This window comes from Trinickia sp. LjRoot230 (assembly GCF_964253315.1).
Lineage (GTDB): Bacteria > Pseudomonadota > Gammaproteobacteria > Burkholderiales > Burkholderiaceae > Trinickia.
In genome coordinates this window covers 887,709-908,929 of sequence record NZ_CAXUQX020000001.1, presented here as the reverse complement: position 1 = coordinate 908,929, position 21,221 = coordinate 887,709, and the positions used below count along the sequence as shown (strand labels likewise).

Annotated in this window: 14 protein-coding genes; 4 read left to right on the top strand and 10 right to left on the bottom strand. The window is 64.3% G+C overall.

Going from position 1 to position 21,221, the window contains the following annotated elements; all coding sequences use genetic code 11:
- Positions 1-3: 3 nt before the first annotated feature.
- Complete coding sequence (locus ACSQ20_RS04220) at positions 4-1,236, bottom strand: acyltransferase family protein (RefSeq protein WP_436017738.1); 1,233 nt, start codon at positions 1,234-1,236, stop codon at positions 4-6.
- Between the two features lie 337 nt (positions 1,237-1,573).
- Here ACSQ20_RS04220 and ACSQ20_RS04215 point away from each other — a divergent pair, with 337 nt between their 5' ends.
- Both ACSQ20_RS04215 and ACSQ20_RS04210 read left to right on the top strand, forming a co-directional pair.
- Positions 1,574-3,124: a hypothetical protein gene (locus ACSQ20_RS04215; RefSeq protein WP_436017736.1), complete on the top strand. Its 1,551-nt coding sequence runs from the start codon at positions 1,574-1,576 to the stop codon at positions 3,122-3,124.
- Between the two features lie 43 nt (positions 3,125-3,167).
- The gene (locus ACSQ20_RS04210; RefSeq protein WP_436017734.1) at positions 3,168-4,373 is read left to right on the top strand and encodes a glycosyltransferase; all 1,206 of its coding nucleotides are present in this window, start codon (positions 3,168-3,170) and stop codon (positions 4,371-4,373) included.
- Positions 4,374-4,430: 57 nt separating this feature from the next.
- On the opposite strand, the gene ACSQ20_RS04205 is transcribed toward ACSQ20_RS04210, so the two are convergent.
- Entirely contained in the window at positions 4,431-6,179 is a 1,749-nt protein-coding gene (locus ACSQ20_RS04205; protein ID WP_436017732.1) for an FAD-dependent oxidoreductase, read from the bottom strand.
- Between the two features lie 165 nt (positions 6,180-6,344).
- Entirely contained in the window at positions 6,345-6,965 is a 621-nt protein-coding gene (locus ACSQ20_RS04200) for a putative colanic acid biosynthesis acetyltransferase (protein WP_436022907.1), read from the bottom strand.
- A gap of 230 nt (positions 6,966-7,195) precedes the next feature.
- Here ACSQ20_RS04200 and ACSQ20_RS04195 point away from each other — a divergent pair, with 230 nt between their 5' ends.
- On the top strand, positions 7,196-7,819 hold the full coding sequence (locus ACSQ20_RS04195; RefSeq protein ID WP_436017730.1) for a hypothetical protein: 624 nt from the start codon (positions 7,196-7,198) through the stop codon (positions 7,817-7,819).
- A 21-nt stretch (positions 7,820-7,840) separates the two neighbouring features.
- On the opposite strand, the gene ACSQ20_RS04190 is transcribed toward ACSQ20_RS04195, so the two are convergent.
- From ACSQ20_RS04190 to ACSQ20_RS04170, 5 genes are read right to left on the bottom strand one after another with little or no spacing between them, the layout of a single operon-like run.
- Positions 7,841-8,731 (bottom strand): transglutaminase family protein, encoded by an 891-nt coding sequence (locus ACSQ20_RS04190; RefSeq protein WP_436017728.1) that lies wholly within the window; start codon positions 8,729-8,731, stop codon positions 7,841-7,843.
- Positions 8,728-11,418, bottom strand: a complete 2,691-nt coding sequence (locus ACSQ20_RS04185) for a circularly permuted type 2 ATP-grasp protein (protein WP_436017726.1) — start codon at positions 11,416-11,418, stop codon at positions 8,728-8,730. Before ACSQ20_RS04185 ends, ACSQ20_RS04190 begins: the two co-directional genes overlap by 4 nt.
- Before the next feature lie 17 nt (positions 11,419-11,435).
- Complete coding sequence (locus tag ACSQ20_RS04180; protein ID WP_436017724.1) at positions 11,436-14,960, bottom strand: DUF2126 domain-containing protein; 3,525 nt, start codon at positions 14,958-14,960, stop codon at positions 11,436-11,438.
- 46 nt (positions 14,961-15,006) lie between these two features.
- Positions 15,007-16,086, bottom strand: a complete 1,080-nt coding sequence (locus ACSQ20_RS04175; RefSeq protein ID WP_436017722.1) for an alpha-E domain-containing protein — start codon at positions 16,084-16,086, stop codon at positions 15,007-15,009.
- Positions 16,087-16,136: 50 nt separating this feature from the next.
- Positions 16,137-17,609 carry a circularly permuted type 2 ATP-grasp protein gene (locus ACSQ20_RS04170; protein WP_436017720.1) on the bottom strand — a complete coding sequence of 491 codons (1,473 nt, stop codon included), beginning with the start codon at positions 17,607-17,609 and terminating at the stop codon, positions 16,137-16,139.
- Between the two features lie 431 nt (positions 17,610-18,040).
- Between ACSQ20_RS04170 and ACSQ20_RS04165 the strand changes: the two genes are divergently transcribed.
- On the top strand, positions 18,041-18,736 hold the full coding sequence (locus tag ACSQ20_RS04165; protein ID WP_436017718.1) for a hypothetical protein: 696 nt from the start codon (positions 18,041-18,043) through the stop codon (positions 18,734-18,736).
- Between the two features lie 43 nt (positions 18,737-18,779).
- Here ACSQ20_RS04165 and ACSQ20_RS04160 read toward each other — a convergent pair whose 3' ends face one another.
- Together ACSQ20_RS04160 and ACSQ20_RS04155 are read right to left on the bottom strand one after the other, a co-directional pair.
- Entirely contained in the window at positions 18,780-20,036 is a 1,257-nt protein-coding gene (locus ACSQ20_RS04160) for a glycosyltransferase WbuB (protein WP_436017716.1), read from the bottom strand.
- Positions 20,033-21,220: a glycosyltransferase family 4 protein gene (locus ACSQ20_RS04155; RefSeq protein WP_436017714.1), complete on the bottom strand. Its 1,188-nt coding sequence runs from the start codon at positions 21,218-21,220 to the stop codon at positions 20,033-20,035. Before ACSQ20_RS04155 ends, ACSQ20_RS04160 begins: the two co-directional genes overlap by 4 nt.
- Position 21,221: the final 1 nt, after the last annotated feature.

Below are 21,221 nucleotides of genomic sequence, written 5' to 3'. Positions count from 1 at the left end.
ACGTCATGACGGCTGCCCGCCGACGCGCGGCGGCACGGCGTTGGCTGAGGCCGCCACTGCGCCGCCCGGTGCCGACACGCTCGGTGCCGGCTTCGGCACCACGGGCACGGGCGCGCTAGGCGCCGCACTCGCCACGTCCCGTGCCGGGAACAGCGCGTTGCGCAGCAATAGGAACGGAAACTCGACAAGCCGTGTCGTCACATAGCCAAGCGATATCGCAATTGCGATTTGAAACGCGATCGCCATCGCCCAAATGACGAGCGACGGCAAGCCAAGCGCGGTCGCTCTTGTAATCAGGATGTCGGCCGGCGCAAAGGCCAGCGAATGCCACAGATAAATGCCGTACGAATAGACGCCGACCCAGGCAATCACCCGAAAGAGCACCGCGTGCGCGAGCGTGCCCGAGTGCTCGAGCATCAGCACGATCAGCGCCACATAGCCAATCGATTGAATCGTATAGCCAATGCTTTCGTCGAGCGCGACTCGCGGGGTCGCGAACGCAAGCCACACCACGAGCAGGCCAACGGTCGCAAGCAGCAAGCTCTTTTTCTGCGCGAGGCGGCGATAAAGCTCGGGCTTCATCCAATAAAGCACGGCGAGCATGACGCCGGCCAGCAGGCTGTCGATCCGGTATTGCGTCTGAAAGAACGCGGCGTCGAGCCCGCCGCTGGCGACCGCGATCGAGCGCGCGACGAGCACCACAAAGCACAGCAGGCCCAACCACGCGAGAATCGCGTTCGCCCGTAGCCGCCAGTGCGCGAAGAGCAACAACAGCGCCGGCAGCAGCAAATAGAAGTGCTCTTCGACCGCCAGACTCCACGTTTGCGAAATCGATGTGCCCAGATAATTCTGCAAATGGGTCAGGTTTTGCACCGCGAACGTGCTCGGCGCATGGCGGCCGGCCAGCAGGTGGAAGACGATCAGCACGTAATACGCGGGCCAGATCTTGAAGATGCGTCGAATGATGAAGCGGCGCACATCGACGGTACCTGTGTCGGCGTACTGACGCAGCAAAAGGCCGCCGACCAGAAAGCCGCTTAACGTGAAGAAGAGGTTCACCCCTTCGCGGCCAAAATGTGTGAACGGATATTGAACGATCGGGATCAGGCTAAAGCCGGTATCGACCGTATGAAAGTGGTAGCCCATCACCGCGATAATCGCGATGCCGCGCAGGAAGTCCAATTCGATCGTTCGATTTCGTACGACGGCATTGGCTCCCCCGAATAGATTGCTCATCGCATCACCTCTTTTTTTCACGGATCGGTGTGCGCGCGAGGCACACGATGACATTGCTTGGCACAGATGTTCCGATGGCACGGGTATGCGCGCCCGCCAATTTCGCGGCGATCGCGGACACGCTGTATGCACCGCGCCACACTCGCGCGCGCTCATCCGCCCGTGGGCGCCGAACGATAGCCGTTATCCGCCAGCACCGCTTTCGATTCCGCCGCACAGCGCTATAGTCGGCAGGACAAGCTGCGCCCCTTGCATCTTTCTTGCATCGAGCCATGCATCAGCGGCGCTCACGCCGCCCCGAGCAGCGATCAACAACGACGAGGGAGAAGCCCACCCGATGGCAGCCGTGCCGCATCAATATCAGTCTCAGTCGACGCTTGCCGGACACCCGATCGCGCGCAACAACCGCTACGCGAACCTGTGGATCTGGCTGTTCGTCTGTCCGCTCGCGATGGACTACAAGGCCGTCAGCGATACCTCGAGCCATCTTGCACAGGTGCTGCTGGCCGTGCCGACGCTCGGCGCGGGCGCGATCCTGATGCTGATCGCGCCGCGTTTGACGGACCGATCGAGCCTGCGCGCGCTGGTCTGGCTCGCGATCGCGCTCGCCGTGCCAGCCAGCCTCATCACGCAGTGGATTCAGGACAACCCGTTCGGACAATATCTGCGCGTCGTGCTGCCGTTCGTGCTGTTTCAGATCGGCTTCATCGTGGCCTGCCACCCCTGGCAGGAAGCGCGCGTGGAGCAGTTCGAAAAGGCGATTTTCTGGAGTAATGTCGTCTGTCTTGCTTTCACGTTCGTCTATGGCATGGCCACCGGCGGGGCGCTCGAGGACGTGCGCTATCGCATCGTGTCGGTGACGTTCCTTGGCCTGCAAGGCGTGCTGCTGCACGAGTTCGTCATCGCCAAGCGCTTCACGTTTCTGACGCTGACGCTGTTCATGTCCACCGTCGTCATCGAGCTGTTGAGCGTCACGCGTTCGCTGCTTGTCGGCACTGCGCTCCTGTTCGCGCTCGCCGTGTGGATGAGCGCGCCGTCGTTGCGCTATCTCGTACGCGCGCTCGTGCGCGCAGCGTTTGCCTCTATCTTGCTCGGTGCGATGGCCATAGGTGCAGCGTCGTTCTTCCCCGAGGTGGCCGGGCACTGGACCCAACGGCTCTTCTTCGCCGAGACGGCAACGACCACCGGCAAGGATCCGACCACGATTACTCGTCTGGCCGAAATGAAATATCAGTACGATCAAGTCACGTCGACGCCACTGTCGACGCTGGTCGGGATGGGCTATGGACACGACTATCGGTATTCGCCGTCTTATTTGCCCGACTTGAAAGGGCAGATGACTGAGAAGGATTTTTACGCGATCCACGACTGGTCCGCGGGACACAATTTCTGGGTCTATCAGTTCTATGCGGGCGGCGTGTTGTTCGGCATCGCCATGCCGTTTGCGATTCTTTTCGCGCTTTATCGCTGCACGGCGACTTATCGTCGATGGCGAACGACGATGCCGCACGTGCCTCACCTAGCGGTGCTGGGTCGTGCAATTTTGCTGACCGCGGCGCTGCCGGCCACGTCGATCGGCGGCAATCCGCTCGGGCCGCGGTTTTCCGGGCTCGTGTTCGGCCTGTCGCTCGGGCTGATGGTCGCAATGCATGTGCAGTTGCGACGGCTCGGTGCGCAGATGAGACTGGCGCACACCCGAGCGCAGCTTGATCCGCATGCGCACGCAGCAGAGCCGGTGGACGTGGCAGGCACAGTGGCCGCGGCACGTCATCAACCAACCGACGAGCGCGGCCGTCGCGAGCCCGGATTCGCTCCGGGTGGCGCCGGCCGGCCGCTCGCCTTGCCCGGCGCCCCGCGCCGTCCCGACGAGCGCATCGAGCCTCGTTGAGCACCGTCATGCCTGTTTTGCGCCGTTGTTTTCCGATCCTCCGATGAAAATCCTCCACCTGACAGCCACGCTCGATCCTCAAGCCGGTGGCCCCGCCGAAGGTGTGCGGCAAAGCGCGCTGGCGCTGGCGGCACTTGGTCATCGCGTGGAAACCGCTTCGCTCGACGATCCGGCCGCACCGTTTCTCGCGCAAACAGCGCTGCCGGTGCCGGTGACCGCGCTGGGTCCGGCGCGCGGCAAGTACGGGCGCACGCCGCGGGTCGCGCCCTGGTTGCGCGAACATGCGGGCCGCTTCGATGCGGTGATCGTCAACGGGCTCTGGCAGTACCACGGCTTTGCCGCCTGGCAAGCGCTGAGTGGGCTTGGCGTGCCGTATTACGTGTTCCCGCACGGCATGCTCGACCCCTGGTTCAAACGCACCTATCCGCTCAAGCACCTCAAAAAGTGGCTGTACTGGCCGTGGGCCGAATATCGCGTGCTGCGCGATGCGCGCGCGGTGCTCTTTACGACGGAAGAGGAGCGCGTGCTCGCACGCCAATCGTTCTGGCTTTATCGCGCAAGCGAGCGCGTGGTCTCATATGGAACCGCGCCGCCACCAGCCGACGCCACTGCATTGCGCGCAGCATTTTTCGCGGCGTTCCCCGCGCTCGCCGGCAAGCGGTTGATTCTATTTCTTGGCCGGATTCATCCGAAGAAGGGATGCGATCTGTTGATCCGTGCGTTTGCCAACGTAGCCGCGGCGGCACCTGATGCACAGCTTGTCTTCGCGGGCCCCGGCGACGAAGACGAACTCGCGCGGCTGCGCGATGAGGTAACGCGTGCCGGCATCGGTACACGGGTCACGTGGGCTGGAATGCTGAGAGATAACCTCAAGTGGGGCGCCTTTTACGCATCGGACGCCTTTGCGCTCAGCTCGCACCAGGAGAACTTCGGCATTGCCGTCGTCGAGGCACTTGCATGCGGATTGCCGGCGCTGATTTCCGACAAGGTCAATATCTGGCGCGAGGTGGCCTCCGATGGGGCAGGCTTGGTCGCGCCCGATACCGTTGATGGGACGCAGCGCAATCTGCGGCGCTGGTTCGCCTTCGATCAACGCGAAGCCGCGCGCATGCGCGCGCAAGCAGCGGCGACGTTTCGAGCGCGGTTCACAGTCGAGGCGCATACGCATCAGTTGCTCGATGTGCTGGAAGCCGACGCGGCGCAGCGCGCCTATTTGGTCGGCGGCGCGCAGGTGGTTTCTTCTTCGTAGCTTCGTAGCTTCGTCAGTTCGTCGCGTTGCGCCGCTTTCGTGCAGCCGCTTTTCGCTTCAACCAGCCGGCGGTGCCGGCATCGGCCCTTCCCTAACGCTCGATAATGACGCCGCCGCGAATGGCAGCGCCTCCACGCCTGCGCCCGATCCCGCCGCATGGCTGCCCACACGCGCGTCGTTGCTTGCCAATGCATCAGGCTTGCCGAGCGACGACGCAAGCCGCTCGGCCATGCGCAACGCCAGCGCAGTAATCGTGATGGTCGGAAAGTTTGCGCCGACGCTCGGAAACACGGAACTGCCGGCGATATGAAGATTGTCGATGCCATGCACCTTGCCGTGCCGATCGACGACTCCTTCGCGCGGCGAATCATGCATACGCGTCGTTCCCATGTGGTGCCACGTTCCCTCGAGCGACGAGGGCCACTCGCGCCCTTCGAGCGGCGCATCGAGCTGGATTTGCGCCACGCCGCCCGCGCGCAACTCCTCGGCCACGAGCGCGAACGTGCGATCGAACGTGCGCTGTACGAGCGGATCGAGCCGCCAGGCAACCTTCACGCGCGGCATGCCGAGCCGGTCTCGCGAGCGGCTCAGCGTCACGCGGCTGTCGCGGTTCGGCGCGGCTTCGACGATGGCCTGCAGCTTCACATCGGTAATCAGCGCGCGGGGCTGCAACAACCGCGTGACACCGAAGCCGAGCGTATCGAGCGGATGCGCCGCCATCGTCGCGAGGTCATCACGCAAGCGCCAGCCGGGCTGATCTTTTTTGAGCAGCGCTTGCTTGCAGCGAATCAGCGCTTCCGCACCTTCGCTGCCTTCGCCGTAAAACGTCGAAAAAAACCACACGCGCGCATTGAGCAATTGCTCGCGCCGCAGCACCTCGGGCGTCAATGCCAGTTGCGAGGAGATTCGCGTGCCCTGCGCCGAGACGGCAGCATTCTGATAGTGAAATTTGATGTCATAGAGTTTGTTGCGCGCCCAACGATCCGAAAAGCGCACGCTTGCCGACATCATGCGCGGATGGTCCATGAAATAGCGCCCGACGATGTCGTGTCCATTACCGAGCCCGGCCGGCTGCACGCGGTTCGAAGCCAGCAAAAGCCGTGCATTTTCGATGCCGCCCGCAGCGAGCACATAGTGCGTTGCGCGAACGACGATGCGGCGGCCCGACAACGTGGCGACATCGATGCCGGTCACGCGCGCGGCATCGTGATCGGTCGCGATGTTCACGGCGTTGGCATAAAGAAACACGCGCACGAAAGGCGAACGCTCGAGGTCCTTGCGATACAGCTTGCCGAATCGCGCCGGCGGACTGAATTGCGCGATGGTGTCGCGCACCTTGCCGGTAACGAATGGAATACGCTGTACGTCGGGGCGGCCGATCGCAGCCTCCCAAAACGCCGGGTCGAAATTGTCCGGGCCGAGCTTGAGCCACGCATGCGTGCGCGTGTAATAAGGCGCGAGCGTTTCGAGACCGAACGGCCAGCCGCTCGCGGGCACCCACTCGCGCTTTTCGAAATCCCACGGATCGAGCGGCCGGCACCATCCACCCCAGCAATTGCTGCTGCCGCCCAGAAAACGGCTGCGGCTGCCATCGGCAAAGCTGTACGGCAAGCCCGCGCTTTCCCCGCGATACAGATCGCGCGTCTCGTCGTCGGCCTGATAGCCGCCGCTTTCGAGCAGGCATGTGTCGATGCCCATTCGATTCATTTCGAGCGCAAGCGTGATCCCGGCCACCCCGGCGCCGACAACGCAAACCGTCGTTTCGACTACATAGCCCTCGTCGACGGCACGTGTATCGATAAACATGGTTTTCCCCTTTTTGTTGTTGATATTCGAGCTAGCGCATGTGTGACGTCAGCCAACATCGCGCCGCTTGCAGCCAACGGATCACGCGCGCTGGTCTGATGAAATATGTGTTTGTTGGTTTTTTATTTTTGGCTTTGCAGATTACCGAAGGGCGCGCCGCTGAACTCAAGATGCCGGAAAGCGCTTGCGCAAAAAGCGGCAAGGGTTGCCGCCATAGACCCCTTCTGGCTCGAGCGAGCGGTGCACCACGGAAAGCGGTGTGACGACGGCGGAGCGCCCGATCGTCACGCCCATTTGTACGACGCATTTCGATGTGATCCACACGCCGTCTTCGATAACGATCGGCGCGACGCGCAGGTCCATCGTCGTGCCGATGTCATGTGAGCCCGCGCTCAGAAATGTGCCTTGCGAAATGCACACATGCGAGCCGATGCGAATGGGCGCCTGGTTGTAAATCCATACGTCGACCCCGAACCAGCAGTGGTCGCCGACCGCGAGGTTCCACGGCGCCTTCACGCGTACCGGATGCACGAATCGGCAGCCGACGCCGATCTTCGCGCCGAACAGGCGCAGCAGCGCCACACGCACCATCGAACTCGGCACAAGCTTGTTGTTGATCAGGCACGCCTCGATGACGAACCAGGCGGCCTCGACGAGCCTGCCGCGCTTGGCGACATAGTTGCCCTTGCCAGCGCGCGAAAGGTCAATGACACGGCCGCGCACCCCGCCCTGAACGGGCGCATGCAATGGTTGCTCGTATGCGTCGTGCTGAATATGGCGCTCCATCGCCTGATGGCCCTCGCGATATTTGGAATCGATGACGTCCTGCAACGATTATCGAGTGCGGCATGCACGACGGAGGGTCGGCAGGCGCACAGATGGCGGCTCGCGGCGCGATTTTGGCGGCTGCTGCCCGCGTGCGGGCGCGAGTATGGACTGAACGTCACGCCATTTCGTTTTGCTTTTTATCGACAAGTCGTGCGAATAGATGCCTATCGCGCGGCGGGAGTTCGCCAGTGTCTATGCCGTTCGATTTCGATCCGAATTTTGATTTGATTAGCGCTCAGCCTCGTCTCGCACCAACGCCACGGACTTGGTTACGTACTTGGCACGCCGCGGTGCTGGCGTTGCTGCTAGTTGCGGCCTCGCCGCTGGCGGCGCAGCAGGCGCCGGGCAACGCGGGCGGCGCGAATGCCCGTGCCGGCGCACCCGCTCGCGGCGGCGCCGCAGGCGATGCGCCCCCAACCGGAGCCGAGCGCCATGCAGCCGCGCAAACCGCGGCGAACCAATTGCGCGGAGCCGGCGACGAGCAGTCGTTGCTCGGGGCGCCGCGGGGCTATCGCGACCCGTATCAAAGCGCGCTCGACGCGAACGAAACGCAGCAAACAGAGTTAATGAAAGCCGAGCGCGTGCCGTCTGGCGGCACGAACGCGAACGGCGGCAACGGCTACGATCCGCTGCCGCCGGGAGGCCGCCGGCCATTGCGCGCAGCGGATGCAAACGGCGCGGCTGCCGCGCCCGCCACGACGCCGCAAGAAGCCGCACAGGCGGCCTATCGCGATTCGTTCAACGGGCAGAAGACAAAGGCAGCGGCGAACGGTCTGCCTGCCGCGCAGCCCGTCTACAAGTCACCGTGGTGACCCGCCGCAATCACGGTTACATCACGGTTCAGCGCTGACGTGCACCGCCACCTCGACGGTATGCTCGCCGCCGCCGAGGATGATGCCGCGCAGCAACGACACGTCGCTGTAGTCGCGGCCGATGGCCAGCGTGACATGATCGAGGTCAGCGAGCACGTCGTTGGTCGGGTCGAGATCGACCCATCCGGTGCCGGGACAGAACACCGAGGCCCAGGCATGCGACGCATCGGCGCCAATGAGCCGCGGCGTGCCCTCGGGGGGCACCGTGCGCAAATAGCCGCTCACATAGCGTGCGGCGAGACCCAGCGAGCGCAAGCAGCCGATCATCACTTGCGCGAAGTCCTGGCAAACACCTTGGCGCAGATCGAATGCGCGCAACGCGGGCGTATCGAATTCGGTGGCCTGCGGCTGGTAAGCGAAATCCATGCGAATGCGATGCATCAGATCGATGGCCGCTGCGACGAGCGGGCGGCCCGGTGCGAAGCTCGGTAATGCGTACGCGGCAAGCTCGGGGGCGAGCGCGATGTTCGGCGAAGCGAAGACAAACTCCGTTTCCGGCAGATACGCGCCGAGCGCGCGGTAGCGCAGCGCTTCTCGAACCGTCTCCCACGGCGGCGTGGCCTCGGCATCGAGCGCCTGCCAACGGGGTGAGAGCACCACGGTCGATTCGCTCGTCACCGACAAATAATCGTGCGGCGCGTCAAACGTGAAATAGCGCACCTCGTTGCCGAACGAGTCGATGCGAGCGCTCTCGTACGACGGCACGGGCTCGATGCGCACCGTGTGCGAGACGACGCTTTGCCACGCGCATTCGAGCGGATGGATCGTGGCCAGGTGTTGCGCCGTTTCGACCGGCGTGGAATAGCGATACGTCGTCGTGTGCGATACCGACAGCTTGACGCTCTCTGTCATGACAACACCCGCGCCGCGGCCGAGCCGTCGGCATGGCTGAAGTAACGCGCGCAGATTTCGTTCGATGCGGCGGCAACGTGCGCAGCAAGTTCATCGCATAGCGTGGCGAGCGTCGCGTAGCGGCCCGATGCGTCGGTCGCGCACAGACGCGCAAGCGTCGGCAGCGACGTCACGGCAGGCATCGCTTCGCCAAAAGGCCGGCGTTTCGCCGCACCCGCTGCGGCCGCAATCTCGTCGAGCTTTTTCGCAAGCCGTTCGTAGACGCCGTACAGCCCGCGCGGATTGGTCGGATCGACGACCAGCAAGTCGACGAGAGCCGGCACTTCGAGCCGGCCCGGATAAAGCGAGCGATACGTCAACGTGCTGTCGAATAGCTGAAGCAACAAATCGAAGCCGGCGGGCGTGGCGAGTTGGCCGGTTTCGACGACAATCCGCAAGAACGCGGTCATGGCCAGCATGCGCTCGATGTGACGGCCGACGAACAGCAGCCGCCATGCTTCGTCGCGCACCATGCGATCGCCTTGCGCGCCGCTAATGGCGCAAAGCTGCATGGCCAGCGTTTCGAGCGCCTGCGTGAGCGCGACGCGATCGTACGATTCGTAGCGATCGGCACGCATGGTGTCGTCGCGCGACCCGGCTGCGGCGTCGCTCTGAATGCCGCTCGCGCTCGTACCCCCGCTGCCACTGGCACTGCCGGGCACGAGCGCAAGCGCATGGAGCGCATCGCGAAAATCGTTGCGCGCGGCGAGGATCGTGCGCCAATGATCGTTCGACAGCCGCGCGCGAATCTCGCCGCAGGCGCGCGCCTGCGATGCGATCACCTCGCCCACGCTCGCTGCCTGCGAATGCTCGTGCAGATTCGCCACCAGCAGGCGCTCGAACGCGTGACGCGTATCGGGCCGGGCTGCCTCGACGGCCGGAATCAACTGAAAGCGCAAAGCGAGCTCGACGAGCGTGACGAGCATATCGTCCGAGTCGAGACTGTCGAGCGAATCGAGAATCAGGCGGCAAAGCCGCACGCTGTTTTCGGCGCGTTCGCTGTAACGGCCAGCCCAAAAGAGATTCTCCGCGGCACGGCTCGATACGGTACGGTGCCGATGCGCGAAATCCCCAGGCGTCATCGGCGAAGGCAGCAGCGAGAGCGTCGAGCCGGGCTTGCTCGAAAGCACCCAGGTATCTACGCTGCTGCCGCCCGATTGCATCGACACGCTGGTCTGTCGCTCGCCGGCCAGCCGCGTGAATGCGCCGGGCAGCACATGCCAGCGGCCATTCGTCCCCGCGATCGCGTACACGCGCAGCGCACACGGGCGGCGGCACAGCGTGCCCGCTTCGAAACGCGGCGCGCACGAATACGGCAGCGGCGCCTGGATCGTGAATGCGTCGGGCGCTTGTTCGATCCGCTCGCGCCAGTCACCGAGCCGTTGCGCGCCCGCGGCAAGCCCCGGCGGGAAATCCGACGACGACGGATGCGGGACACCCGCCCAGGTCGGCACGAGCCATCCCTCGGTCAGCTTCGCGAACGCGTCCTCACGCACCGCCGCTTCGCCGCACCACCATGTCGCGATGCTCGGCAGCGCGAGCGGCTCCCCGAAAAGCGCATTGGCAATGCCGGGCAAAAATCCGTGCAACGCCGCCGATTCGACCACGCCCGCGCCCGGTACGTTCGACACCACGACATTGCCGGCCCGCATCACCTGCAACAGACCCGGCACGCCGATCGAGGATTCGGCCCGCAACTCGACCGGATCGCAAAAGCTGTCGTCGAGCCGCCGCAGCACGCCGTGCACACGCTCCAGGCCCGCTAGCGTTTTGAGATAAAGCTTGTCCTCGCGCACGGTGAGGTCGGTGCCTTGCACGAGCGTCAAGCCGAGATAGCGCGCAAGAAACGCGTGCTCGAAGTAGGTCTCGCTGAAAGGCCCGGGGCTCAGCAGAGCGATATGCGGCGAGCCGGCCCGCGCCCGGCGTTCGGTATCGGTCATCGTCGCGCGCGCGGCCTGCGCAAGCGTGGCAATCAGTTGCGAATAAGAAGGCGCGAGCCGCCTGACACCGAGCGAGCGGAACGGCTCCGCAAAGAGGCTGGAAACGATGAGCCGGTTTTCGAGCGCGTAGCCGAGCCCCGATGGCGCCTGGGTGCGATGCCCGGTCACCGTCCATTCGCCGCCCGGTGCGCGCGCAAGATCGACGGCCACGATCTGCAAGTACCGGCCGCCCGGCGGCAGATAGCCCTTCATCGCGCGCAGGTAACCCGGATGCCCGAACACGAGCGCCGGCGGCAACAGACCCTGCGCCAGCAGCGTCTGCTGGCCATAAATGTCGGCGACGAGCGCTTCGAGCAGCCGCGCGCGCTGCACGACGCCACGCTCGATGACGGCCCACTCGTCTTCATCGACGATGAACGGCAGCAGATCGAGCGCCCACGGCCGCGGCTCGCCGTTATCGGCGTAGACGTTGTAGGTGATCTCGTTGTCGCGCACCTGGCGCGCGACGGCCGCCCCCATTTGATCGAGGCCCGCTACGCCCTCTTCGCCGAGCAGGCCGAAAAAGCGCCGCCAGGGGGCGCGGATAGCGCCCGCGGCGTCGAGCAGCTCGTCCCAGTGGCCCGGGCGTGCGGGAAGGTCGCGCACATGCGCGAGCATATCGGCGACATCGGCTGCGGCATCGAACGGCAGGGTCGATTGGAAAGGCAAGTTCGTCAGTGCTCAGGTCAGTCGTCGTCCCCGGTGCGGCGCAGATCGAGCGTAAAAGGCAATTCGAGGCTGCGCTCGCGCGCTTTCACGGACATCGGCCCGGGTGTATAGCCGATTGTGAAAAAGCGCGCACGCCGCCGGCTCTGCGCTTCATTCGCGTTGACGGGAAACGTCTGATAATTTCGTCCACCCGGATGGGCGACATGATACTGGCATCCGCCCACCGAGCGCTCAGACCACGTATCGACGATGTCGAACGTCAGCGGCGCATGCACTCCGATCGTCGGATGCAGCGACGTGCCGTGCTGCCAGGCCCGAAAGCGCACACCGGCGATGTACTCGCCCGCGCGGCCCGTCGGATGCAGCGGCAGCGGCACGCCATTGACGGTGATCAGATGACGGTTTCCGTTCAAACCAAGCACGCGCACTTCGAGCCGCTCGAGCGACGAATCGACAAAGCGCACGGTGCTGCTGGCCGCGCCCTCTTCGCCCATCACATGCCACGGTTCCAATGCATGGCGCAGCGTCAGCGCGATGCCGCTCAGATGGAGTTCGCCGACGAGTGGAAAGCGAAACTCGAAGTGCGGCGCGAACCACGCGCGCTCGAACGCGTAGCCCGCCGCGCGCAGATCGGCGAGGACGTCGTCGAAATCGGCTTGGACGAATGTGCCGAGCATGAAGCGATCATGCAGCTCGGTGCCCCAGCGGGTGAGGCGCGTCGTATATGGCGTGCGCCAGAACCGCGCGACGAGCGCGCGCAGCAGCAGTTGCTGCACGAGGCTCATGCGCGCGTGCGGCGGCATTTCGAACCCGCGTAGTTCGAGCAAGCCGAGCCGGCCGGTCGGGCCGTCGGGCGAATAGAGTTTGTCGATGCAAAATTCGGCGCGGTGCGTGTTGCCTGTGACGTCGATCAGGATATTGCGCAGCGTGCGATCGATGAGCCACGGCGGGACGGGGTGGCCGCCTTCGCGTTGCTCGCCCAGCGCACTGAGCCCGTCGAGTTGACGCTGCAGTTCACGAAATGCGATTTCGAGTTCGTAGAGCTGGTCGTTGCGCGCCTCGTCGACGCGCGGCGCCTGGCTCGTCGGGCCGATGAAAAGCCCCGAAAAGAGATACGACAGCGACGGGTGATTGTGCCAATAGCCGATCAGACTCGCGAGCAGATCGGGGCGTCGCAAGAACGGACTGTCGGCCGGCGACGCGGCGCCGAGCACCATGTGGTTACCGCCGCCCGTGCCGGTGTGGCGCCCGTCGAGCATGAATTTTTCGGGCCCGAGGTACGACGCGCGCGCGGCGCCGTAGAGAAATTCGGTGTGATCGACGAGTTCGTCCCAGCTCGAAGCGGGATGAATGTTGACTTCGATCACGCCCGGGTCGGGCGTCACCTGGAGCAGCTTGAGCCGTGCGTCGCGTGGCGGGGGGTAGCCTTCGATGACGATCTTGACTTGCAAGTCCGTTGCCGTTGCTTCGATGGCCGCGAGTAAATCGAGGTAATCGTCGATCACGGCAAGCGGCGGCATGAAGACATAGAGCGCACCGCCTTCGCGCTGCTGCAAGACGGCCTCGGCTTCCGCTTGTGGGCCCGCAGCACGCGCCGGATTACGCGCTTCCACGCAGAGTGCCGTGCGCCGAACCGATGCGGCCGATTCGCCACGCTCGGGCAGGTGCGAGTCGCGCTCGGGGCCATTCAAGCCGTTGCGGCCATCGCTGCCGCCGACGGCTGCTGCTGTCGCGGCCGGCGACGCATCAACGGCATCGCGCGCGACGTACTGCGTACGCAACTGCGTGGCACTGCGCAACGTGGGTGCAGGCGCGAAAGGGTCATGTTGATGCAGCCACGGGTAATCGGCGGGCGAGACCCACGGCAACGAATCCAGCGGCAATCGATACCCCATCGGCGAATCGCCCGGCATCAGATACATGCGCTCATCGCGGAGAAACCAAGGCCCCGTCACCCAACGCGGACCCGCCCGCGTCGCCGCGGCGTCGTGCTCGTGCTCGTGCTCGTGTTCGTCCGCGTCTTCATCCTCACGCTCGCGGGCGAGCGGCAGCGCATAGCCCGTCACCGCGCTCAGGCCCGCGTCGAACACGCGGCGCAACCGCTGCCGCTCGAGTTCGTCGGATAGGCGTGAATCGAAAGGATCGACGTTCACTGGCAAACGCCGTTCGCGCCACAGGTAGTACCAGACATCCTCGTAGCCCGGCTGAATGCAGTCACCGTCGAGCGCGAGCTTGCCCGCCAGATGCCGGATGAACCGCCCGGCGTCTTCCGACGTGTAATGCATCGGCTCGCGTTCGTCCGCGAAGCGCGTCGCATCGTGCCAACACGGCTCGCCGTCGGCCCGCCAATAGAGCGACAACGCCCAGCGCGGCAGCTGCTCGCCTGGATACCACTTGCCCTGCCCCATATGCAAAAAGCCGTTCGCGCCATACTGCGCGCGCAGCTTGTCCATCAGCGCGACCGCATAGCCGCGCTTGGTCGGCCCGAGCGCATCGGTGTTCCATTCCGCTGAATCCCGATCGCGCACCGAGACGAAGGTCGGCTCGCCCCCCATCGTCAGTCGCACGTCCAACGCGGCGAGATCGGCGTCCACCTGCGCGCCAACGCGCTCGACATCAGCCCACACCGCGTCGGTATAAGGTTTCGTGACACGCGGCGTCTCGAGCACCCGCTCGATCGACATCTCGTGCGAGAACGTCACCTCGCACTCGTCGAGCGCGCCGGACACCGGCGCGGCGCTGCCCGGCTGCGGCGTGCAGGCGACCGGAATATGCCCCTCGCCCGCGAGCAGCCCCGAGGTGGGATCAAGCCCGACCCAACCCGCGCCGGGCAGATAGACCTCGCACCACGCGTGCAGGTCGGTGAAGTCGACTTCGGTGCCGCTCGGGCCATCGAGCGCTTTCTCGTCGGGCGCGAGTTGCAGCAGATAGCCCGACACGAAGCGCGCCGCGAGCCCGAGCTGGCGCAGCGTTTCGACGAGCAGCCAACCGGTGTCTCGGCACGAGCCGGACGCTTTCTCGAGCGTCTCTTCCGGTGTTTGCACGCCCGGCTCCATCCGAATCAAGTAGCTGATTTCAGTGGCGAGGCGTTGATTGAGCGCGACGAGAAAATCCATCGTGCGACACGGCGTTCGATCGATGCTTTCGATGAGTGCGGCAAAGCGCGGCGTCGGCGCGGCATGCGTCGCGAGATACGGTGCAAGCTCCCCGGCAAGCTCGGGCGAATACGCGAATGGAAACTGTTCGGCTAGCGGCTCGAGAAAGAAATCGAACGGGTTGTAGACCGACATCTCGGCAACGAGATCGACGGTGACGCGAAACGTTTGCGTCGGCTCGGGGAAGACGAGCCGCGCCTGATAGTTGGCGAACGCGTCCTGCTGCCAGTTGACGAAATGCTTCGCCGGCTCGACCCGCATCGAATAGCTGAGGATTGGTGTGCGGCAATGCGGCGCCGGCCGCAGGCGGACCACGTGCGGCCCGAGCGCGACGAGCCGATCGTACTGATAGTGCGTGACATGGTTTAACGCGACGCGAATCGACACGTGGGAGCCTCGCAGCGAGAGTCGGAAAAAGTTCGTTCGACGATGCTCATGTCGAGTGCGCTGCGGTGTGCGTGCGCGTTTGGGTTTGAGTTTGCGCGTGGCTTTGGGTTTCGCCTTGAGCGCCTTCTTGCGTTTGCGTTTGCGTTTGCGTCTGCTCAAGCGCAGGCTCGGGGGCGAGCGGCACGAGGAAATCGCGGCTGATGCAACTGCCGAGTTCGTTGACGCGCGCGAGGAATTCCGTCAGCCACCCGTGCAGCCCGTCACGCAGGATTTCGCCGATAAAGCACGCGCATACATCGTTGTGCAGTTGCACTGCCATAGCTTCGGCGCGTCCCGAACGGGGGTTGCGCACGCGCGCAATGATCTGCCGGACCTCGTCGAGGCTGGCGGCCAGCGAGCGCGGCCAATCGGCGAACAGCACGAGCAGCCCAGCCACACGCTCCGGCGTAATCACATCGCGATAGACCTTGCGATAGACCTCGAAGCCCGAAACCGAGCGCAGCACAGCCGCCCAATGGTAGTAATCGAGCGATTGCGCCGGCGGCGGCGTTTGCATGCCGCTGCGTTCTTCGAGCATCTGGAACTTGACATCGAGAATGCGCGCGGTATTGTCGGCGCGTTCGAGAAAGGTGCCGAGGCGCATGAAATAAAACGCCTCGTCCTTGACCATCGTGCCAAGCTGCACGCCGCGCGAAAGATGCGACCGGAACTTGACCCACTCGAAGAACTCGCACGGGTCGCGTGCGAGCACGCCGTCGGCCAGCATGCGCTGTGATTCGAGCCAGGTCGTGTTGATCGTTTCCCACAGCTCGGTCGTGATGGACCCGCGCACCGCACGTGCATTTTCCCGTGCGGCGCAAAGGCAACTGATGATCGATGAAAGATTGTCGCGGTCGCTCGACATGAAAGCGATGACATCGCGGCTCTTCATGCTCCGATGCGCGGCGGCATAAATATCGGCCAGCTCGGAAATGGACAACATCGCGCGCCAACCGAGCGCGGCATATTCGTCCGATTGCGGCACGAGCGACATTTGATAGTTCGCGTCGAGCATGCGGGCGGTATTTTCGGCACGCTCGGTATAGCGGGCCATCCAGAAGAGATGGTCGGCGGTGCGGCTCAGCATGATGGCTCCCGAATGGCGTTGTCAAATGTGATGCTGCGTCGCTACTCGATTTACTGCTCGAGCACCCAGGTATCCTTGGTGCCGCCGCCTTGCGATGAGTTGACGACGAGCGAACCCTCGCGCAGCGCCACACGCGTGAGCCCGCCCGGCACCATCCTCACCTCGCTGCCCGAGAGTACGAACGGGCGCAGATCGATATGGCGCGGCGCAATGCCTGCTTCGACATAAGTCGGACAAGTCGATAGCGCGAGCGTCGGCTGCGCGATGTATTTGTCGGGGTTTGCGAGAAGCGCTGCCCTAAACGTCTCGATTTCGGCCTTCGTTGCCGCGGGCCCAACGAGCATGCCGTAGCCGCCCGCTCCGTGTGTCTCCTTGACGACGAGCTCGGGCAGGTGCTCGAGCACATAGCGCAGGTCATCGGGCTTGCGGCACATCCACGTGGGCACGTTGTTCAGAAGCGGCTCTTCGCCGAGATAGAACCGCACCATGTCGGGCACGTACGGGTAGATCGATTTATCGTCGGCCACACCGGTGCCGACCGCATTGGCCAGCGTCACATTACCGGCCCGGTACGCCGCCAGCAGGCCCGGCACACCGAGCGTCGAATCCGCGCGGAACACTTCGGGGTCGAGAAAATCGTCGTCGACGCGCCGATAGATGACATCGACGCGCTGCGGCCCTTGAGTCGTGCGCATATAGACGAACCCGGCGTCGACGAAGAGGTCCTGCCCGACGACGAGCTCGACGCCCATTTGCTGCGCCAAAAACGCGTGTTCGAAATAGGCCGAGTTGAACATGCCCGGCGTGAGCACCACGATCGTGGCGTTGTGGGCCCCTTGCGGCGCAGCGGCGCGTAGCGTGTCGAGCAGCAGGTCCGGGTAGTGCGCCACGGGCGCGACGCGATTACGGGCAAACAAATCGGGAAACAGCCGCATCATCATCTTGCGGTTCTCGAGCATATACGACACGCCCGATGGCACGCGCAGGTTGTCCTCGAGCACGTAGAACTCGCCCTCGCCGGCGCGCACGATGTCGATGCCGGCGATATGCGCATAAATATCGCGCGCGACGTTGACGCCTTTCATCTCGGGACGATACTGCCCGTTAGCGACGATCTGCTCGATCGGGATCACGCCCGCGCGGATGATCGACTGCTCGTGATAGATATCGTGAATGAACCGGTTCAGCGCGTTGACGCGCTGACGCAAGCCGCGCTCGAGCGCCGCCCACTCGTGAGCCGGGAAGATGCGTGGAATGACGTCGAACGGAATGGTCCGCTCGGTGCCCACGCCGGTCTCGTCCTTCGCGCCATATACCGCAAAGGTGATGCCGACGCGCCGGAAGTTCAGGTCCGCTTCCGCACGTTTGTTACTGATTTGCTGCTCGCTTTGCGCGCACATCCAGGCGAAAAACTCCCGGTAGTGCGCGTGCGGCCGGCCGCAAGCCGAAAAAGCGGCCGCAGATACGCCAGTTGTATCCGGACCGTCGCACTCGAACATCTCGCTGAAGAAGGCTTGTGTCATGGCCGATTTTCCGTTTGCGATGGTGTTCGCGGTTCGTTCGATGTTTGTTTGTCGTCGTTGTTTGTTCGTTTATTGGGCTCCCCTCCACGGTAGCCGGGGTTATGACCTGGCGACACGGGACAAACCCGCGTTCGCGGCATCCGGGCGTTCGGAGTCCTCGAACGCAATTTGCGTGCCGATGCGGTGCCCAGGGCCTGCTGGTGTGTCGCACGCTCCGCTCGCGCACCAGAATGAGGCATCGCGAGGGGCTTGGCACCGCTTCGATGCGCGGCGATCATTCGATCGCGCCCCGAAAAGCTCGCTATTGCAGTGTGCGCTTCGCATGCGCCCTCTCGCAAGCGGCGCTTTTTGGCTAACGTCAGCACCGCTTGAGCTGGAATCGGTAGCCGCCCAGACGCGGCGTCGGCAAAACATCGCATCGGGAGCGGGCCATGGGGCTAGCCGGTATCGGGGGAGGTTCAGGGGCCGAGGGGCCGGACAATGTCTCGGGGCGTGTGCCGGACGAGGAGCCGCCAGAGATACGGAGCCCGCCGTCATCGCCGCCCTCCTCGGATTCCCGGTTTGCGGCACTTACGCCTCTGCCTCGGTCTGCCGACGTGCGCGCGGTGAATTTGTCGGGCCGCGAGACCGGCCTTTATATCTCTCGTCAGGTCGAACCGGAAAGCGCGCAGCGCATCTTTGCGCTGGCGATCGAAACATTGGGCGTGCCGCCTGAGACGTTGGTGCCGCCCGACAAGATGCATGTCACCGTCGTGCGCAGCCCCACTTCGCTGCGAGAGCCATTTCTGCCGGACCTCAGACCGCTTGAGGTCGTTGCACACACCGACTGGCATTTGGTACGTCTGGGCGCTGGCATCGCACTGCGTTTCGACGCGCCAGCGCTAAAAACGCGCTGGCTGTTGGCAAAAGAAAAAGGCGCCGGCTGGACATACGGCGACTCCGACTATGTCGCACACGTCACCATTACCTATAACGCGCACGGCCTCGAGTTCGAACCCATCCCACTAAGGCCCGACTTCCCGCTGAAATTGCGAGGCGAACGGGCCGAGTCTTTCGACCCGAAATGGGTCAAACATCAGGGCCTCGATGAACCGGATACGGATGCTGAAACGCCTGATGCGGGTTGAGCGGAACGTTCGGGTTCCGGTTGTAGTTGTCAGCGTTCGCCCATCAAGTGTCCAACGTATCCAATACGTCGCCCACGTCACGCACGCAGCACTCCACCAGCCGCGCCTCGAGTCGTCCCAACACCGCCCCCGGCGACAAGGTGCGCTCCGCGAATTCCCGCGCCGCCGCACCCAGGCACGCACGACGCGGCGCGTCGTCGGCGAGCGCGGCGATGACATCGGCGAACGCCTGCGCGTCGTCGGGCTCCACCACGACACCGCGCGGCGCCACTGTCTCGTGCAGCTCGGTGCCCTCGCGCGCCATCGCGACGATCGCGCGCCCGCTCGCCATCATGCCGGTCAGCTTCGACGGCATCACGAGATCGGCGGCATCGGCACGCTGCGGCAGCGCATGGATATCGGCAACGTTGAGCAGTTCGTTGAGTCGCTCAGGCGGCTGCAAGCCAATCACGCGACAGCTCGACAAACCCGCAACCGATGCGGCAAGCGCGGTCTTCGTCGGCCCTTCCCCGCAGAACACGAAGCAGATATCGTTGCGCGCAGCCAGCAGCAAGGCCGCGCGGGCGAGATGCTCGAGCCCTTGCTTCTTGCCCATATTGCCGGCGTAAAGCACCACTTTCGCATCGTCCGCGATAGCCAACTCGCGCCGATAAGCACTTGCGCGCTCAAGCGGACGGATCGTATCGACATCGACCCAGTTCGGCGCGCAAAACGTCTTCGGTGCATCAACACCCAGCAGCACGAGACGCGCGACCATCTTCGCCGAAATCGACGAAACCACATCGAAGCGCCGCAGCACTGTTCGCTCGATAGCACGCGCGATGCGTGCCGCACGTGCGCTGTCGAGCAGCCCGAGGCCGAACGCGGCGTCCACCTCGAAGTCCTGCACATGCAGCCAAGCGCGGGCGCCGGCGGCACGCGCCACCGCAAGCGCCGCCGGCGCACACAGCAGCGTCGGCGCAATCGCCATCACGACATCGGGGCGCCAGCGCACGTGACGCAGCATCGGCACAGCCGAGCTCAGCGCAAACGACGCGAGATGAACGAGCCGCGTCGCGCCGCTCGGCCGCGCCGGCACCCAAAGCGGCGCACGCGATACGCGCACACCGCCGCGCACTTCGCGCATATAACGCCAAGCCGACCAGCCGTCGGCCACACGCCATTCCGGGTAATAGGGCGGCGCGGTGACGACGCGCACGTCATGTCCGCGCGCCGCCAGCGCCTCAGCCATTTCGGCCGTGTATTTGCCGGTGCCGGTCAGCTCGGGCGCGTAGTTCAACCCATAGACGAGCAGCTTCATTGACGCAGTTGCTCAACGCCCGAGGCTGGTTTATTGCCTGGCGTGCCGACCAGCATCGTCGCGCAGCCGCGCGCGATATTGGCCGCTGCCGAACGCGGATCGAACCGCGCGATCGTGTCCATGCATTGCCGCGCCGTTGCCCCGGTGTCGGCGAACTGCCGCATGGCCGAGAGCATCGTATCGCGCAGCGCCCCGACGTCGCCTGCCGCAAACGAAAAGCCGGTCTGCCCTGGCACGACGAGCTCGGGCACGCATCCGCATCGATCGCTGACTGCAACCGGACACCCGTGGCTCAACGCTTCATTGACGACCAACCCCCAAGGCTCGCTGTAGCTCGGCAATACGAGGCACGTCGCGCCGAAGTACTCGTTCGAGAGCGGCTCGTCTTGCAAGCTGCCGAGAAAATGCACGGTGCCGCGCACCCCAAGCGCATCGACCGACGCCTGCAATGCCTCGCGCATCGGCCCGGTGCCGACAATGCGCAGCGTGGCGAGCGGCACGGTGGTGCGCACCTGTGCGAACGCGGCCAGCAACGTGTCGATACCCTTTTCTTCCGACAGCCGGCCCACGTAAAGAAATACCGGCTCGTTCTCGCGCCGCTTCGCCAAGCGCTGGTCATAGGCCCGCTCGCGCGAGAACGAGCGCGGCAGCGCCGCCGCCTGGCACGGCACGAAGATGCGATCGGCTCGTGCACCCAGTGAAGCGAGATATTCTCGAGAGCGTTCACCGAAGCCGAAATAACCGTCGCACAACGAAAAGAAAATGCGTTTGGGAATCGACGTCATCAGGCGCCTCGGCTTGTCGCGCCCCGTCGAATCGCAAAAGACGGCACGCCGCTTACGCGTCACGATGCACGCCGCGAGCATGGCCCAGTATTCGGGGCGGTGATAGCCCGGCAGCACGATCAGGTCCGACTTCGCCCGCATCACGGCCCACGTCAGCCGGCCAATCATCTTCCACACCGGCACGTCTTCGTAGCAACCGTCGAACAGCTTTTCCATCGGATAACGGTGGAACGAATAGTCGACATCCGAAAACCCGATGCGATCGGTTTCCGTATCGGCGATCTGCACCATCGAGTAGCGGATCGTCCCCGCCATCGACAAGTTATGCAGCGCGGAAAACACGACGCCCTTGTGGCGGGACCACACGACGTTGTGAAAGATCGTCACGGTTGCTGTCATG